The sequence below is a fragment of the Alloprevotella sp. Lung230 genome (assembly GCF_014385435.1).
In the GTDB taxonomy this organism is placed as follows: domain Bacteria; phylum Bacteroidota; class Bacteroidia; order Bacteroidales; family Bacteroidaceae; genus Alloprevotella.
Window position 1 is genome coordinate 19,647 of the sequence record NZ_JACSUD010000006.1, and the last position, 18,382, is coordinate 38,028.

An 18,382-nucleotide genomic window follows, 5' to 3' on the forward strand; every position below is an offset into this window, starting at 1 on the left:
GTTTGTTATTATTTGTTTATTATTTATTTATGACTTTCTTTCCATTACCAAGGTAGACGCCTCGAGGCTGACCTTCGAGCGAAGTGCCGATGTAGCGGCCGTTGAGGTCGTAGTAGCGCACGGTGCCGTCGCGGTCGGTGGTTTCAATGGTGCGCAGACCGGTCACACTGCCATCGCCGAAGCGAATGGATAAGGCCTGAGTGGATCCGGAGGTTGAGGTCGTGATGTAGGCTCGATAAGCAGGAATCGCCACGTCGGCATTGCCGGCCGTCACCTTGTGCCAGATATTGTCGGATTGGAGGATGTAGGCGTTGGCAGCGGCAGCAGCGGCATTTTCCAAACTGTCTACCGTGCCCACAAAGGTATAACGGCCTATGGTAGTCTTCAAAGCCGTGGCATCAAAGGCTTTTACCTGAATGTCATTGCCCGAACGGGTTCCCAGTTCCTCGAGAAGGATGTAATAGGGATGATATGCCTCCAACTTACCCGTCACTTCCTTGAATCGGACAGTGGTTTCATCGCCGCCCGAGAGGGTGTAGGCTTTGAATCCCTGGATGGGATACTCGAAAGGCAGACACATGGTGAAGCCGTGGTCGGAAATATTGGGGAATGTGCGATCGTCCTCCATTTTGACAGCTGTAAAGTCGATGCCGATGGGTAAATACGATTGTTCTGAGAAGTAGAACTTATTGCATACCCACTTGGCCTTTTTCGTGTCATAATAGATATTATTCCCTCGGTTCGTATCGCTTTCTCTGTACAGGAGCGGACTTTCGCCGAGCTGCTGTGTCCAGTAGCATCGGTCTGTACGGTTGGCTTGCAAGAGTTTGGCCGCTTCACCGTTCTTGATCTGTTTCTCCGTGAGTTTCGTACCCTCCTGTGGTTGGCCGCAGGGGTTGAGATAGTAGCAGTTTTTGAGCGTGGCATTGGCAGCAAAGGTGTAGCAGCCTTCGTTGCCGGCGTTGTTCGTACCGACGTAAAGACAGTTGTTCAAGGTGCAGGTGCCGGTTTGGTCACATACAAAGCCGCCCATTGCTTTCTTGGCAGCATCCGTCATGGCGGTGATGCTGCCTTTGACGATGCAATCGGTGATTGTGAGCCGGGTATCTCGGTCATTAAACAAAACCATACCTGCCGCAGCGCTTTCTTTCACATTGTTACGATTCGTGATCATCACATCGGTGGAGCAGCCTGAGAGGGTGGTTTCGCCTAATGCACCGGCAATCAGTCCGGACAAAATGGATTTATCGGAGGTGAGCTCTCCGATGACATGCAGATTCTTGATGGTGGCATTGCCCACCGATACGAATGGAGCCAAGATCTTGGCATCGCTTTCCCAACGGATAGAGAGTGTATGCCCCTCGCCATCGAAGGTGCCCATGTAGGGATGATCCATGTCTCCCACCATTGCGATGTCCGTGTCGAGGTCGATGTCGGCCTTCAGTTTGGCCTTCAGTTTGCTTTCTCCGCCTTTCACACGATTGCAGAAACGCTTCCAATCGCTCGCATCCTTGATGAGAAGACATTCATCTTTGGGCTGCATCCAACGCAGGGTGGGATAGTCGTTGTTGACCTGTACCCAAACGTTCTCCATATCCCATCCGAGCGTAGTGGCATAGTGTGCGTAGGACTTGGCCGTGGCTTCGGTTACCTGCTGGCCGTTCTCGTCATTCGGATTGGTGTAGCGATTGGTGTAGGGGGAGCCGGGAGAACCGTAGAGGGTAGTCGCCAGCGTGTAGTTAGACTTCAAGGAGCAACCTCTTCCGGAAGTTTGAAGTAATGGATGAGTCCATTTTTGTACGCTAAAGATATGATCGGCTGCCACCATATTATGAGACAGTTGGGTGGGGACAGCGGTTGCATCTATCAACCCCAAGATACCGGAAGCGTGGAGCTCCTCGTTGTCCACCGTACCTCTGAAGAGGCAGCGTGTGAGAGTCAGTCCGGTACTGGTGCCCACCAGTCCACCAGCCTGATGTTCGTCCGATACGATTTTGGCCTTGGCCAGACAATCGGAAATGACAGTAGTTGCTTTCGATTCGCCGACGAAAGCAGCCACATGGTCATGGCCTCTTACGGAAGATTCCATCACGGCACACCGGCTGATCTCGGTGCTGACGGCAGTGCCCACGATGACACTCGTATTATAGGCTGCTCCGCTGAGCTCTACCCGGGCATCACGGAAACCGAGGTCGTAGATTTTTGCGTTCTCCGTGCGACTGAGGAAAGCCATGTTGTCGCGAGAGCCATGGAGTTTCATATTCAGAATCCAGTGCCCGTTGCCATTAATTTCTCCACTGAAGGAGGAAGTGCCTTGGGGAATGTTGATGCCGTTGAAATCCGTCCCTTTCAGGTCAATGTCGGCCATCAGTTTGGCTTTGACGGCATGCTGACCGTTCTCAATCATCTTGCCCCATAGTTTCAGCTGTCGGGCTGTGCTCAGCTCATAAATTCCCTCGGCATTGAGGGTCATGCTGGAGGGATCGATCTGACCGCAGACGGTGCAGATGCCATCCACATAGGTGTGTGCTCCGGTGGCAGGTACGACATTTGCTTTTCGGGTTGCCTCGCAGATGGAGCAGGTTTGCACCTCATATCCTTCTGCCACACATGTAGCAGCTACCGTGTTGGTGGTTTTCCATTTGTGGTTGTGCTTCTCCATGATCTTCAGTGCCAGTTCGCTCATCTGGAAATACACGCCATCTACGCTTTCGGTAACGGTGAAGCGATAGTACTGGTAAGCCGTTTCCGGAGGGGTTACGGGGAAGAAATAGGGATAGTAGTTCTTGTCCTGCATCACCTTGTCGTCCGTCTTACTGTCGATAGTCGTCCACGTCTGCTGGTCGTTGGAACCTTCCACCGTCCAGTCCTTGGGATTGCGCTCAGGAAATAAGCGGTTGTCATTACCTGTGGTGAATTGGTAGCCTGTGAGCTGGCAGGCCGACGTGGCTTTCACTACTACTGTCTGGGGAGTCTTTCCCTCCCATTTCTCTCCGGTGTCACCATCCATTGCCTTGGCACTGCCCGACTCCAAAGTCATGCCGAAAGCAGCCGGCAGCAGCGCAAATTCGGAAAGCTGAAAAAGACGATTTTTCCGATCGTAAGACCGTGTTGAGTTCCTCTTAATCCAGAGCTTAAAGTACTTGTACTTCTGCTTGCTGTTGCAATACACCGTGTATTCGGTGAAGTTCTTGTCTTCAATGAGGTGATCTTCCTTCTGGTGGTAAATAACGTCCCACTGGGTCTTGTCATTACTGCCGAAGATGGTATACTCCCCGGGAACGCGGCCACGGTCGTCAGAGTTGTCATTGGCCGTAGTCATCTTAAAGCCTTGGATGTAAGTGGCTTCGCTGGCTTCCAGCATCAGATAGCACTTATCCACCTCTTTGTTGGCTCCCTTGCACCATTTGGTGTTGAGATTTCTATCGAAGGCTTTCGCCGAGCCCTCTGCGTCGGTCCAGTCTGAACCTTCGATAGCGGTGAAAGTGACTTGGCCCATGACACTGATGCTGACCGCTATCAGTGCCATGAAAAAAGTAACTAATCTTTTCATTTGGTTTTCATTTTGATTGGGATTAAAAATTAGGGGTATTGTTCTTTTTGCACCTCTGAAATCCTTCGTTTCATTTCGTGCGTATTCTCGTGCGTATCGAAAGGTGTCGCCAGCCCTTCCCTTTATTCATATCTCGTAGGAGTGGGAAAAACGTGAGACAAAAATACGAAGAAAGCAATAAGGTCGTCAAAAATCTTAGGAAAATCTCCTCGTTTTCAGCAAATTCGCACCCTAAAACCCCTAAAACATTCCCTAAAACACCCAAAAGAAGCCTTGAAAAAGCGAAAACAAATGCTTAACTTTGCAGTCATGTTGAACCTGTATTGATCCCATCTTAATTTCAACCCAAAAAGAAACATGACCTTCCTTCACACACTCCCTGAAAAGTTTAAATCCTTCCTATGGTCACGCTCCGAGAATGCTCTGGGGCGCCACCAAATCATCGTCTATCTCTTGCACTCCGCACTCGTGTTTACGGTCATCACCGCTCAACTCTTGGGCGGAGGAGGCTCGCAAGAGGTGTTGCCTCGGGTGATGAGCGGCATCCATCTGGGAGCCTGCCTCATTGCCCTCTTGCTCTATCTCAAGCGCCGAATTGCGCTGCCGGTGGCTTTCTCGATCGTGACGCTCGTAGCACAAGCCACCATCGCGTGCCGCTTTGCCTATTTCGCTGAGACACGCCCTGACCACTTTCTGCAGCTCATACTGCTCAATCAGGTTACCTCGATTTTGGCAATAGTCTTTCTGGTGATGAGCTTCGTCAAATACACTCCTTTTGTCGTTGCCGCCATCAGCCTCACAACTTATGGGAGTGTGGCCAAGTATCTTGGCGAGCCTTCACTCTGGAACGTCTTTATATTCTTTATCCTCGTAGAGGGCTTGCTCTGCCTACTGGGCGAATTGCTGCGGCGCAACGTGAGGAATGTACAGACGGAGAACAGCGCACTGCAACATCGTGAGTCGACGCTGATGCGCGCCATCCGGCTCAACCCTGCCGAGGTGGAGGGCTACCTGCGGATGAGCCGTACTTCTGACCCTACGGAGGAGGATGTGGACCGGCTGTTTGAGATGCTCACCCCGGTGTCCCAACAGAACTTGATCAATGCGGTGCGCATCCACCTGAAACAGCACTTGATGGACGACTGCGACTTGGAAGAGATCTTCCCCTGCCTCACAAAATCGGAAATCCAAGTGGCTAAACTCATCCTGGAAGGCAAGAAGCGCAGCGAAATGGCACTGTTGCTCGGCAAGACGGGCAACAACATTGATGTGGTGCGCACACACATCCGCAACAAACTGGGTGTGCAAAAGGAGGAGGACTTGCAGCGATTCTTGAAGGAAAGGGTGATGGAGGCGAAAAACAACAAAAGGAGAAAAAGCGAAGGGAAGAAAAAACAAATGCTTCCCTCCCTTCAAATCCTCTCGTAGAGTTCTCTATCGGCAAGAAAAGTCGGAATTAAGTAGACATTCAGTAGACCATCAGTATCCCAACAAAAACAAGTCCGCCCCTAGAAAAAAGTTACGCTCACCAAAGAGAAACTATAAACCAAGGTTTGAATTACATCAACCAAGGTTTGGTTTATAGATTACTCCTGAACTTTTCAACTTTTCTTGCTGAAGCAACGAACTTCTTTCGGTAATGGGCCATGTCCATCCAAGTGCACACGTTCCAGATAGAAGCAGAAATCAGCGAGAAAATCTATGGTTGGCATTACAAAAAAGAGGCCGCAGCATCAGGTGAATGATGCTACGGCCTCTTGTTGTGTGGCGCTAAAAAGAGAGATTATTCTTCGGTGGCAGCTTCATCGCGGTTGCGATTGCTGTATTCGTCCATATCGCCAACGACGATGCGGTTGAACTCGCGCAACCCCGTACCGGCAGGGATGAGGTGACCACAAATCACGTTTTCCTTCATACCTTCGAGGTAGTCGGTCTTGCCGGAGATGGCAGCTTCGTTGAGCACCTTGGTGGTCTCTTGGAAGGAGGCTGCCGACATGAACGACTTGGTCTGGAGGGCAGCACGCGTGATACCTTGCAGGATTTGGGTAGAGGTGGCGGGAACGGCATCGCGAACGACAACAGGCTTGAGGTCGCGGCGCTTGAGCTGAGAGATTTCATCGCGGAGCTTGCGCGCAGTGACAATCATACCCTTCTTCATCGTTTCGGAGTCGCCGGCATCGACCACGACTTTCTTGCCCCAGATACGGTCGTTTTCTTCGGCAAAGTCGTGCTTGTCGACGATTTGCTGCTCGAGGAAGCGGGTGTCGCCGGGTTCGTTGATCTGCACCTTGCGCATCATCTGGCGAACGATGACTTCGAAATGCTTGTCGTTGATCTTCACACCTTGGAGGCGATAGACGTCCTGAACCTCATTGACGATATATTCCTGAACGGCGGTGGGACCTTGGATGGCGAGGATGTCGCTGGGGGTGATGGAACCATCGGAAAGCGGCGTTCCGGCACGAACGAAGTCGTTCTCCTGCACAAGGATTTGCTTGGAGAGGGGCACAAGATACTTCTTGATTTCGCCGAGCTTGGAGGTGACCACGATTTCGCGGTTGCCGCGCTTGACAGTGCCCATCGTGATTTCGCCATCGATTTCGGAAACAACAGCGGGGTTGGACGGGTTGCGCGCCTCGAAGAGTTCGGTGACACGCGGCAGACCACCGGTGATGTCGCCTGCCGAACCCACTACGCGAGGAATCTTGGTGATGATATCGCCCGCTTTGAGGCTCTGTCCGTCCTCGACGGTGATGTGGCCGTTGATGGGGAAGTTGTAGGTGCGGAGGGTCTGTCCGTTTTCATCAACGATGTGGGCAGTGGGCACGAGGCCGCGCTCCTTCGATTCGATGACGATGCGTTCACGCAGACCGGTGGCTTCGTCTTCCTCTACGCGGTAGGTGACACCTTCCTTGACATTTTCAAAGACGATGCGACCGGCTGCCTCGGTGACGATGACAGCATTGAAGGGATCCCATTTGGCAATGAGCGTTCCCTTTTCGACGTTCTCGCCCTCGTTGACGAAGAGTTGCGAACCGTAAGGAACATTTTGCGTGGAGAGGACGATGCCGGTGTGGTCGTTGACGAAGCGCACTTCGGCCAGACGTGACACCACGACCTTGCCGGGAGTGCCATCATCGCCGACGACATCAACGGTGCGAAGTTCGTCGAACTCTACCTTGCATTCGTTCTTCGCCACAATAGAAGCATTGGCTGCTGCACCACCGGCGATACCACCGGCGTGGAAGGTACGGAGTGTCAGCTGCGTACCGGGTTCACCAATGGACTGAGCAGCGATAACGCCCACGGCTTCGCCCTTCTGCACCATCTTTGAGGTGGCGAGGTTGCGGCCGTAGCACTTCATGCAGACGCCGTGCTTCGACTCACAGGTGAGGACGGAGCGGATTTCCACCTCTTCAATACCTGCCTTTTCGATGGAGACAGCTATGGTTTCGGTGATTTCTTCGCCGGCATGCACGAGGAGATGTCCATCTTCGGGATGTGCAATGTCGTGGACGGAAACACGGCCCAAGATGCGTTCAGAAAGGGGAGAGACGATTTCATCACCGTTCTTGAGTGCGGTGCAGACAAGGCCGCGGAGCGTTCCGCAGTCCTCTTCGTTGATGATGACATCGTGCGAAACATCGACAAGACGGCGGGTGAGGTATCCGGCGTCGGCGGTTTTCAAGGCGGTGTCGGCCAGACCTTTACGGGCACCGTGAGTGGAAATGAAGTATTCGAGCACCGACATGCCTTCCTTAAAGTTGGAGAGGATGGGGTTTTCGATGGTGGAACGGGTGTCGGCACCGGCCTTCTGGGGCTTGGCCATCAGACCACGCATACCGGCGAGCTGGGCAATCTGGTCGGCGCTACCACGCGCTCCGGAATCGAGCATCATGAACACGGCGTTGAAGCCTTGGTCGGCTTCGGTCATCTGCTTCATGAGGGTGCTCTTGATGTCACTGTTCACCTTCGTCCAAGTGTCGATAACTTGGTTGTAGCGTTCGTTGTCGGTGATGAAGCCCATACCGTAGTCGCCCATGATTTGGTCGATGCGGTCGTGGCCGGCTTGCACGATGGCCTTCTTCTCTTCGGGAATGATGATATCGTCGAGGTTGAAGGAAAGACCACCTTCGTAGGCTTTGCGATAACCTAAGTTTTTGATGCCATCGAGGAACTCGCAGGCACGCGCCATTCCGACCGTCTTAATCACCTGGGTGATGATGTCGCGCAAGGACTTCTTGGACACAACGGTGTTGATGAAGCCCACTTCGGGGGGGATAACTTCGTTGACGATGACACGTCCCACCGAAGTTTCGACGAGATGACGAATGGGGAGACCGTTGTCATTGATGTCATCGACCAGCACCTTGACCGGAGCATGGAGTGCCACACGCTTTTCGTTGAAAGCGATGATGGCTTCTTCGGGGCCGTAGAACGTCAGTCCGGAACCCTTTGCCCCGGGACGAAGCTTGGTGATGTAGTAGAGGCCGAGCACCATGTCCTGCGAAGGTACGGTGATCGGTGCACCATTGGCAGGATTGAGGATGTTGTGGCTCTGCAACATGAGCATCTGCGACTCGAGGATGGCTTCGTTGGAGAGGGGAAGGTGGACGGCCATCTGGTCGCCATCGAAGTCGGCGTTGAAGGCCGTACAAGCGAGGGGGTGGAGCTGAATGGCTTTACCTTCAATCATTTTGGGCTGGAAGGCCTGGATGGAGAGACGGTGGAGCGACGGAGCACGGTTGAGGAAGACGGGGTGTCCCTTCATGACGAGTTCGAGGATGTCCCAAACCACGGGTTCGCGGCGATCCACGATTTTCTTGGCGCTCTTCACCGTTTTCACGATGCCGCGTTCGATGAGTTTGCGGATGACGAAAGGCTTGTAGAGTTCGGCAGCCATGAATTTGGGCAAACCACACTCGCCCATCTTCAGTTCAGGGCCGACAACGATGACCGAACGTCCGGAATAGTCAACACGCTTACCGAGGAGGTTCTGACGGAAGCGTCCCTGCTTACCCTTCAGCGAGTCGGAGAGCGACTTGAGGGGACGGTTGCTTTCGCTCTTCACCGCGCTCGACTTACGGCTGTTGTCGAAGAGGCTGTCCACGGCTTCTTGAAGCATACGCTTCTCGTTGCGGAGGATGACCTCGGGAGCTTTGATTTCAAGCAGACGCTTGAGGCGGTTGTTGCGAATGAGGACACGACGATAGAGGTCATTAAGGTCGGAGGTGGCGAAGCGACCACCATCGAGCGGCACGAGCGGACGCAACTCAGGCGGAGTGACGGGAATGATTTTCATAATCATCCACTCGGGCTTGTTGCGTTCTTTCGAAGCACGGAACGACTCTACCACCTGCAAGCGCTTGAGGGCTTCGCTCTTACGTGCCACCGACCCATCGGTGTTAGCACGGTCGCGGAGCTCATAGGAGAGGCTGTCGAGATCGATGCGTTGGAGGAGATCGAGGATGGCTTCGGCGCCCATCTTAGCGATAAACTTGTTGGGGTCGGTATCCTCGAGATATTGGTTTTCTTTGGGGAGTTTCTTGAGTTGCTCGTAGTATTCGTCTTCGGTGAGCAGGTCGTTTACGGCCAGTTCATCACCGAGCACACCAGGCTGAATCACGACATAACGCTCGTAGTAGATAATCATGTCGAGCTTCTTGGTGGGAATGCCCAGCAGGTAGCCCATCTTGTTGGGCAGCGAACGGAAGTACCAAATGTGCGCCACCGGCACCACCAAGGAGATGTGTCCGGCACGTTCGCGACGCACCTTCTTTTCGGTCACTTCCACACCGCAACGATCGCAGACGATGCCTTTGTAGCGGATACGCTTGTATTTTCCGCAGTGGCACTCATAGTCCTTGGTCGGACCAAAAATGCGCTCGCAGAAGAGACCGTCACGCTCGGGCTTGTAGGTACGATAGTTGATCGTCTCGGGCTTCAACACTTCACCATAGGAGTTGGCCTGAATTTCTTCGGGAGATGCCAGACCGATGGTGATTTTTGTGAAATTGGTTTTTATCTTTCTGTCTGTTTTGAAAGCCATAACTTACTTGTATATTGTGTGTAAGAAAGATTCTTGTATAGCTTGCTGCGCAAAGGTGCGCTTGAGCGGTCAAGCGCCCTTTGCGACAGGGCAAAGCGTGTTAGTCGAGCGTGATGCTGAGTCCCAATCCGCGCAACTCGTGCAGAAGCACGTTGAGTGACTCGGGGATACCGGGCGTAGGCATGGGGTCGCCCTTGACAATGGCCTCGTAGGCTTTGGAACGGCCCGTAACGTCGTCGGACTTGATAGTGAGGATTTCTTGAAGCACGTGGCTGGCACCGAAGGCTTCGATGGCCCAGACTTCCATTTCTCCGAAACGCTGACCACCAAACTGTGCCTTACCACCGAGAGGTTGCTGCGTGATGAGAGAGTAAGGACCGATGGAGCGTGCGTGCATCTTGTCTTCCACCATGTGGCCGAGTTTGAGCATGTAGGTCACACCGACGGTGGCCTTTTGGTCGAACTGTTCGCCCGTAGCGCCATCGTAGAGCTGCGTTGCGCAGTAGCGCGGCAGACCGGCCTTGTCCGTCCACTCACACAAGTCTTCGAGGTGTGCACCGTCGAAGATGGGGGTGGCAAACTTCACTCCGAGCTTCTGACCGGCATAACCGAGAACGGCTTCAAACACCTGACCGATGTTCATACGCGAAGGCACACCGAGGGGGTTGAGCACGATGTCGACCGGCGTACCGTCGGCCAAGAAAGGCATATCTTCCTGGCGCACAATCTTCGACACGATACCTTTGTTACCGTGACGACCGGCCATCTTATCACCCACGCCAATCTTACGTTTCTTGGCAATGTAGACTTTCGCCATCTGGATGATGCCGCTGGGCAGTTCGTCCCCGATGGTGATGGCAAACTTTTTGCGCTTCAAGACGGCATCCATCTCGTTGTGCTTGCGCAAGTAGTTGATAACGAGGTCGCGTACCAAGTCGTCGATGCGCTCGTCGCCCGTCCAGTTGCAAAGTTCGAGTGCGGTGAAGTCGAGTGTTTGGAAGAGAGATTTCGAGAATTTCGCTCCCTTGGCAATCACTTCAGCACCGATGTTGTCTTTCACACCCATCGAAGTAAAGTCTTTGGTGAGTGCTACCAACTTATCGAGCATCATATCTTTGAGTGCTTCGGCTTCCTTTTCAAACTCATCGTCCAACTTCTGGAGTTTCAGTTTGTCGGCGTTCTTTTCTGCACGTGAGATTTTGTGCACACGGCTGAAGAGGTGCTTATCAATCACCACACCCGAGAGCGAAGGATTGGCTTTGAGCGAAGCGTCCTTGACATCGCCCGCCTTCTCGCCGAAGATAGCGCGGAGCAGTTTTTCTTCGGGAGTGGGGTCGCTTTCGCCCTTCGGAGTAATTTTACCGATGAGGATGTCGCCCGGCACAACGCGTGCACCGATGCGCACGATACCGTTTTCATCCAAATCGCGAGTAGCTTCTTCCGAAACGTTGGGAATGTCGTTGGTGAGTACTTCCATTCCGCGCTTCGTTTCGCGCACTTCGAGTGAATACTCATCCACGTGCACCGAAGTGAGGATGTCGTCACGCACCATACGTTCGTTGAGCACGATAGCATCTTCGTAGTTGTAACCCTTCCAAGGCATGTAGGCCACGAGGAGGTTGCGACCCAGAGCCAATTCACCGTTTTCAGTGGCATAACCTTCGGTAAGAATATCACCGGCCTTGACACGCTGACCCTTGTCGCAGATGGGGCGCAGGTCGATGGTCATGTTTTGATTGGTACGACGGAATTTGGGGATATTATATTCTACCGTAGCAGAATCAAACGACACAAATTCTTCATCCTCCGTGCGGTCGTAAGTGATGACAATCTTCGTGGCATCAACGTAGTCGATCACGCCATCGCGTTCGGCCGTAATCATCGTGCGGCTGTCTTCGCAGACCTGCTTTTCAATGCCCGTACCCACGATGGGGGCTTCGGAGCGGATGAGAGGCACAGCCTGGCGCATCATGTTCGATCCCATCAACGCACGGTGGGCATCGTCGTGTTCAAGGAAGGGAATGAGAGCAGCTGCAATCGACGCAATCTGCTGGGGAGCTACGTCCATCAAAGCCACTTCCGAGGGAGGTACAACAGGATAGTCGGCTTCCTGACGGCTTTTCACGGTCGTACGGATAAAGGAGCCATCGGGATTCAGCGGTGCATTACCCTGACCGATGATTTTGTCTTCTTCTTCCTCAGCACTGAGGTAGACCACATTGTCGTTGTTCAGGTCGGCCTTGTAAATGTCATTGCCATTGGCATCCTTCTCACCGCTGTTCTGAATGACGCGGTAGGGCGTTTCGATGAAGCCGAGGTCGTTGATTTTGGCATAAACGCAGAGCGAAGAAATCAGACCAATGTTCGGACCTTCCGGGCTTTCAATCGGGCAGAGACGACCATAGTGGGTGTAGTGTACGTCACGCACCTCAAAGCCGGCACGTTCGCGCGACAGACCGCCGGGACCCAGTGCCGAAAGGCGGCGCTTGTGGGTCACTTCGGCCAGCGGGTTCGTCTGGTCCATAAACTGCGACAACGCGTTCGTACCGAAGAAAGAGTTGATGACGCTCGAAATGGTTTTGGCGTTGATCAAATCAGTAGGAGTGAACACTTCGTTGTCACGCACATTCATGCGTTCGCGGATGGTGCGGCTCATACGTGCCAAACCGATGGAGAACTGGTTGGAAAGCTGCTCGCCCACCGTACGCACACGGCGGTTGGACAAGTGGTCGATGTCGTCCACGGTGGCCTTTGAGTTGATCAGCTCCACCAGATATTTGATAATCTCAATAATATCTTCACGCGTCAGCACCCGCACATCGGCTTCTGTGTCCAGACCCAACTTCTTGTTGATACGATAGCGACCCACTTCGCCCAAGTCATAGCGCTTCTCAGAGAAGAAGAGGTTGTTGATGACTTCGCGAGCACCGGCATCGTCCGCCGGGTCGGCATTACGCAGCAAGCGATAGATGTAGAGGACGGCTTCACGCTCCGACTTGGAGGTGTCTTTCTGCAGCGTGTTGAAGATGATGGAATAGTCGCTGCCCGAAGTCTCGGCATGGTGGAGGAGCACCAGCTCTACCCCACTCTCCAAGATACTCTGGATATTGTCTTCATCGAGGACGGTTTCGCGTTCCAGTACGACCTCCACACGTTCGATGGAGAACACTTCGCCGGTGTCTTCATCGACAAAGTCTTCCGTCCAGGTTTTCACCACATTACCGGCCAACTTACGACCGATGGCCTTTTTCAAGTTGCTCTTGTTCACCTTGACTTCTTCCGCCAAGTTGAAGAGAGAAAGGATATCCTTATCTTCCTCAAAACCAATGGCACGAAGCAACGTGGTCACGGGCAACTTCTTCTTACGGTCGATGTAGGCATACATCACGTTGTTGATGTCCGTGGCAAACTCAATCCAGCTTCCCTTGAAAGGAATGATGCGCGCGCTATACAGTTGCGTGCCGTTGGCGTGTACGCTCGATCCGAAGAAGACACCGGGCGAGCGGTGCAACTGCGACACGACAACACGTTCAGCACCATTGATGATGAACGTACCGTTGTCCGTCATGTAAGGGATCGGACCCAAGAACACACTTTGTTCCACCGTCTCAAAATCCTCGTGGTCGGAGTCACTACAAGAAAGTTTCAGTTTCGCTCTGAGAGGTACACTATACGTCAATCCACGCTCCAGGCACTCTTCGATGCTGTAACGCGGGGCGTCGATATAGTAGTCCAAAAACTCAAGTGTGTAGCTATTGCGAGAGTCCGTGATGGGGAAGTTCTCGGCAAACACCTTGTAGAGTCCGTCATTCTTACGCAAATTGTAAGGCGTGTCGAGTTGCAGGAACTCGCGGAACGACTTCAATTGGACATCGAGAAAATCGGGATAAGGCATCGGATTGTGCACCGATGCAAAATTGACTCGGTTGTTGATTACTTGGGACATTCGATTGTCGTTTATTTCTTATTACGTTTTATTCAAGTGCGACCAAAGGCAGGTATCAGCCGCCATTGGCCAAGTGGGTTAGCAGTTAAGCACTCCGAACAATAGGGGAATCATTTCGTGGGTGACAAAACTGAAAACGCGACCAAACATACCTGGAAAGATATGTTTTCCGGTAAAGGTAAGCAACATGCCTATCACGCCTGCCCATCCATACTGAGCCGCACCGGGCTGTTTGTTACGCTTTGAAAAATAAAGAATGAAACCCAACAGGGGAAAAAGCAGCGATAAGATGAGCAAAACGAAGCTCGGCCGCTGTTTTTTCTGTTCAAATTCAGTGTTCATAAGCCTTCTTTTTAGAGAGCAGGGAAATAGACGCAAAAAGGTTAAGAACCCTCTACCAGAGGATTCTTAACCGACCCTTTTCAGGGAATTATGACGTCGAATTAAGCGAGTTCTACTTCAGCACCAGCTTCTTCGAGAGCCTTTTTGAGAGCTTCAGCTTCTTCCTTGCCTACGCCTTCCTTCAGCTTGCTGGGAACAGCGTCAACGAGGTCCTTAGCTTCCTTGAGGCCGAGACCGCAAGATTCCTTCACAGCCTTAACAACTTGGAGCTTTGCAGCACCGGCGCTCTTAAGAACAACGTCGAAAGAAGACTTTTCTTCAGCAGCAGCTGCACCAGCAGCAGCGGGACCAGCAACAGCAACAGCTGCAGCAGCGGGTTCAATACCGTATTCTTCCTTGAGGATGGTTGCGAGTTCGTTTACTTCTTTTACAGTAAGATTTACAAGTTCTTCTGCAATTGCTTTGATATCTGCCATTGTAGTAATTATTTATTTGTTTATAATTTGTCTGGGTAAATTGCCCTCTGGCAAGGGCGGTTTGAATTGAGATTACTCGGGACGTTCGCCCAAAGTCTTCAGCACGCCGTGGATAGTCTGTCCGGCACCGGAGAGCGCAGAAATAACGTTCTTTGCGGGGCTTTGGAGGAGAGATACCACTTCGGCGATAACCTCGTTTTTGCTTTTGATGGCGCAGAGGGCATCGAGTTGGTCTGCACCCACGTAGAAGCCTTCTTCAGCATAAGCAGCTTTCAGTGCGGGAACACCGCTATCCTTACCAGCTTCCTTAATCAACTTAGCAGGTACGTTGGCCACGTCACAGAACATGACTGCCGTGCTGCCCTTGAGGACGGGATACAGGGGAGAATAATCGATTTCAGCAGCTTCAAATGCCTTTTCGAGGAGAGTATTCTTCACGACTACCATCTTCACGCCTTGTGCAAAGCACTTGCGGCGGAGGTCGCTCGTTTGCGCAGCGTTGAGGCCGGCCACGTTGACGAGGTAGAAGTGTGCGTATTCGTTGAGTTGTTCACCGAGCTTCTCGATGATAACGGCTTTATCTTCCTTTCTCATGATTTTCTATTAAAAAATTAAGCTTCTTCAATGGCCTTGGGATCAACCTTGACACCCTTGCTCATGGTAGAAGAAAGATAAATACTCTTGATGTAAGTGCCCTTGGCGGCAGTGGGTTTGAGCTTGATGATGGTGTTGATGAACTCCTTGGCATTGCCAATCATCTTGTCGGTGTCGAACGACACCTTACCGATGGAAGCATGCACAATACCGGCCTTGTCGACCTTGAAGTCAATCTTACCTTGCTTCACCTCGCGGACAGCCTTGGCAACATCCATTGTCACAGTACCGCTCTTGGGGTTAGGCATCAGGCCACGAGGACCGAGCACACGACCGAGGGCACCGATTTTACCCATGATGGCAGGCATCGTGATGATCACATCAATATCGGTCCAGCCACCTTTGATTTTCTCGATATATTCGTCGAGACCTACATAGTCAGCGCCAGCTTCCTTAGCGGCAGCTTCCTGATCGGGAGTGCAGAGGCAGAGCACACGCACCGTCTTACCAGTACCATTGGGAAGCGAAACAACGCCACGAACCATTTGGTTGGCCTTACGGGGGTCTACACCCAAACGCACATCGATATCGAAGGAAGCGTCAAACTTGGTGGTGGTAATTTCTTTCACCAAGCTGCAAGCTTCTGCAAGAGAATAAGCCTTTCCTGCTTCAATCTTACCGGCTACCAACTTTTGATTCTTAGTAAGTTTACTCATTGTTCAAAAATTGAAGTGTTATACATTAAGCGGGGAAGTCTCCTTTGACGGTGATACCCATGCTGCGTGCAGTACCAGCGACCAAGCGCATTGCGCTCTCCACAGTGAAGCAGTTGAGGTCGGGCATCTTGTCTTCAGCAATCGCACGTACTTGTTCCCAAGTTACCTCGGCAATCTTCGTACGGTTGGGCTGTGCAGAGCCACTCTTCTTCTTCGTAGCTTCGAGCAACTGAATTGCAACGGGGGGAGTCTTAACCTCAAAGGTAAAGGACTTATCGTTGTAGTAAGTGATAACTACGGGAAGTACCTTACCGGCTTTCTCCTGAGTTCTGGCGTTGAACTGCTTGCAGAAATCCATGATATTGATACCCTTAGAACCGAGGGCGGGACCTACGGGAGGGCTAGGATTTGCAGCGCCACCTTTAATCTGTAATTTGATTAATCCAGCAACTTCTTTTGCCATTTTGTTCTATTGTTTTGATTGATTTGTTGAGAAAGGTTCTTGTAGTGCCTGCGCACGTAACTGCGCGGCCTTACTCCTTCTCGATTTGCATAAACCCAAGTGTCAGCGGCTGAGCGCGGCCGAACACTTTGACAGAGACCGTAACCGTCTTCTTTTCGTCGTTGATTTCATCAACCACGCCGGAAAATCCGCTAAACGGTCCGTCTTTGACTTTGACACTCTCGCCAACGGTGAAAGGAATGGGCACATCGATGGGCTCAGATTCGAGTTCATCGGCCTTACCTAAGATACGATTGACTTCGCTCGGACGCAGAGGGGTGGGATTGTCCATACCTCCTAAAAATCCAAGGCAGTTGGGAGTACTTCTGAGTTCATGAGCAATCTCGCCCACTAACTTTGCTTCTACAAGAACATAACCCGGCAGATAGTTACGTTCCTTGACAACGCGTTTATTGCCTTGTACTTGGTAAACTTTCTCTGTCGGGATGAGCACTTGTGCTACAAAACCACCGAGCCGACCATTCTTGATTTCAGCATCGATGTACTCCTTTACCTTGGCTTCCTTTCCACTCACGGCACGCAGGACGTACCAATTCATTTCGATTTCAGCCATTTTGTTAAGGTGTTAATTAGTGGTATATAAAACCCATGATCCACTCAAAAAACGTATCTTCCGCGAAGACCACAGCTGCAATGAGTATGGAAGCAAAGAGTACAACAATTGCACTATGCGTCAACTCCTGACGAGTGGGCCAAGTGGTGTTATGCGCTAATTCTGAGTATGAATCCTTACAGTATTTAATGATACGATTCATGTTCACTATTCGTTTGAGCACGGGAAGAGAGGCTCGAACTCCCGACACCTGGTTTTGGAGACCAGTGCTCTACCAACTGAGCTATTCCCGTAGAGAAGGTTCCGAACTCCGGAGAGTCCGGAACCTTTCTTGTTATGGAGAGATTCTCAAGGCGAGAATCACATTTCCGAGTAGCGGATCTTAGTCGAGGATTTCAGTGATCTGACCAGAACCTACCGTGCGGCCACCTTCGCGGATAGCAAAGCGGAGACCCACGTTGAGGGCTACAGCGTAGATAAGTTCAACAGTGATTTCTACGTTGTCACCGGGCATTACCATTTCTACGCCTTCGGGGAGGTGAATTTCACCCGTGCAGTCCATCGTGCGGAGATAGAACTGAGGACGATACTTGTTACCGAAGGGAGTGTGACGACCACCTTCTTCCTTCTTGAGGACATAGATGGAAGCCTTGAACTTCTTGTGAGGCTTGATAACGCCGGGGTGAGTAATCACCATACCGCGCTTGATTTCAGTCTTATCGATACCACGGAGGAGGAGACCTACGTTGTCACCAGCTTCACCCTGATCAAGGAGCTTGCGGAACATTTCAACGCCGGTAACCACCGACTTCTTGTCTTCACCGAGACCGAGAATCTGAACTTCATCACCAACCTTAACGACACCGGTTTCTACACGGCCAGTAGCAACAGTACCACGGCCAGTGATAGAGAACACGTCTTCAACAGGCATCAAGAAGGGCTTATCGCGGTCACGTTCGGGTTCTTGAATCCAAGTGTCAACAGCATCCATGAGCTTGAGGATGCTTTCTTCCCACTGGGGAACACCATTCAAGCCACCGAGGGCAGAACCACGGATGATGGGAGTATCTTCTTCGAAGTCGTACTGAGAAAGGAGATCTTGCATATCCATTTCTACGAGTTCGAGCATTTCTTCGTCTTCAACCATGTCGCACTTGTTGAGGAACACAACGAGACGGGGCACGTTCACCTGACGAGCGAGAAGGATGTGCTCACGAGTTTGGGGCATAGGACCATCCGTAGCAGCAACTACGATGATAGCACCGTCCATCTGGGCAGCACCCGTTACCATGTTCTTCACATAGTCGGCGTGACCCGGGCAGTCAACGTGAGCATAGTGACGATTGGCAGTTTCATATTCAACGTGCGAAGAGTTGATCGTGATACCACGTTCCTTTTCTTCAGGAGCATTGTCAATCTGGTCGAAAGACTTCACTTCGCAGAAACCATTCTTCGCGAGTACATGAGTAATAGCGGCAGTAAGAGTAGTCTTACCGTGGTCAACGTGACCGATGGTACCAATGTTCACGTGCGGCTTGGTACGCTGAAATTGTTCTTTTGCCATTGTATTGGTGTTTATTTGATTATAAAATTCTATTGAGAATAAAAAAGACCGGAAATCTGTTTTTCA

Annotated in this window: 12 protein-coding genes and 1 tRNA gene; 1 reads left to right on the forward strand and 12 read right to left on the reverse strand. The window is 51.8% G+C overall.

Annotation, left to right across the window (positions count from 1 at the left end; translation table 11 throughout):
* Nucleotides 1-19: 19 nt before the first annotated feature.
* The gene (locus tag H8527_RS09875) at nt 20-3,553 is read right to left on the reverse strand and encodes a discoidin domain-containing protein (protein WP_255498521.1); all 3,534 of its coding nucleotides are present in this window, start codon (nt 3,551-3,553) and stop codon (nt 20-22) included.
* 357 nt (nt 3,554-3,910) lie between these two features.
* On the opposite strand from H8527_RS09875, the gene H8527_RS04945 reads away from it, so the two are divergent.
* Nucleotides 3,911-4,981, forward strand: coding sequence for a LuxR family transcriptional regulator (locus tag H8527_RS04945; RefSeq protein ID WP_187546122.1), 1,071 nt, complete (start codon nt 3,911-3,913; stop codon nt 4,979-4,981).
* A 355-nt stretch (nt 4,982-5,336) separates the two neighbouring features.
* On the opposite strand, the gene rpoC is transcribed toward H8527_RS04945, so the two are convergent.
* From rpoC to tuf, 11 genes are all read right to left on the reverse strand, one after another.
* Nucleotides 5,337-9,602, reverse strand: a complete 4,266-nt coding sequence (rpoC, locus tag H8527_RS04950) for a DNA-directed RNA polymerase subunit beta' (RefSeq protein ID WP_187546123.1) — start codon at nt 9,600-9,602, stop codon at nt 5,337-5,339.
* Between the two features lie 100 nt (nt 9,603-9,702).
* Nucleotides 9,703-13,548 carry a DNA-directed RNA polymerase subunit beta gene (rpoB, locus tag H8527_RS04955; protein WP_187546125.1) on the reverse strand — a complete coding sequence of 1,282 codons (3,846 nt, stop codon included), beginning with the start codon at nt 13,546-13,548 and terminating at the stop codon, nt 9,703-9,705.
* Nucleotides 13,549-13,626: 78 nt separating this feature from the next.
* On the reverse strand, nt 13,627-13,890 hold the full coding sequence (locus tag H8527_RS04960; protein ID WP_187546127.1) for a hypothetical protein: 264 nt from the start codon (nt 13,888-13,890) through the stop codon (nt 13,627-13,629).
* A gap of 101 nt (nt 13,891-13,991) precedes the next feature.
* On the reverse strand, nt 13,992-14,366 hold the full coding sequence (gene rplL / locus H8527_RS04965; RefSeq protein ID WP_187546128.1) for a 50S ribosomal protein L7/L12: 375 nt from the start codon (nt 14,364-14,366) through the stop codon (nt 13,992-13,994).
* Between the two features lie 72 nt (nt 14,367-14,438).
* Nucleotides 14,439-14,960 (reverse strand): 50S ribosomal protein L10, encoded by a 522-nt coding sequence (gene rplJ / locus H8527_RS04970; protein ID WP_187546130.1) that lies wholly within the window; start codon nt 14,958-14,960, stop codon nt 14,439-14,441.
* Between the two features lie 17 nt (nt 14,961-14,977).
* Nucleotides 14,978-15,676, reverse strand: coding sequence for a 50S ribosomal protein L1 (gene rplA / locus H8527_RS04975; protein ID WP_187546132.1), 699 nt, complete (start codon nt 15,674-15,676; stop codon nt 14,978-14,980).
* 25 nt (nt 15,677-15,701) lie between these two features.
* Nucleotides 15,702-16,139, reverse strand: a complete 438-nt coding sequence (rplK, locus tag H8527_RS04980; protein WP_187546133.1) for a 50S ribosomal protein L11 — start codon at nt 16,137-16,139, stop codon at nt 15,702-15,704.
* A 70-nt stretch (nt 16,140-16,209) separates the two neighbouring features.
* Nucleotides 16,210-16,752, reverse strand: a complete 543-nt coding sequence (gene nusG, locus H8527_RS04985) for a transcription termination/antitermination protein NusG (protein ID WP_187546135.1) — start codon at nt 16,750-16,752, stop codon at nt 16,210-16,212.
* Nucleotides 16,753-16,768: 16 nt separating this feature from the next.
* Complete coding sequence (gene secE, locus H8527_RS04990) at nt 16,769-16,954, reverse strand: preprotein translocase subunit SecE (protein WP_187546136.1); 186 nt, start codon at nt 16,952-16,954, stop codon at nt 16,769-16,771.
* Nucleotides 16,955-16,972: 18 nt separating this feature from the next.
* Nucleotides 16,973-17,045: transfer RNA gene (locus H8527_RS04995), tRNA-Trp, on the reverse strand.
* Between the two features lie 89 nt (nt 17,046-17,134).
* Nucleotides 17,135-18,316 (reverse strand): elongation factor Tu, encoded by a 1,182-nt coding sequence (gene tuf / locus H8527_RS05000; RefSeq protein ID WP_187546138.1) that lies wholly within the window; start codon nt 18,314-18,316, stop codon nt 17,135-17,137.
* Between the last annotated feature and the right edge of the window lie 66 nt (nt 18,317-18,382).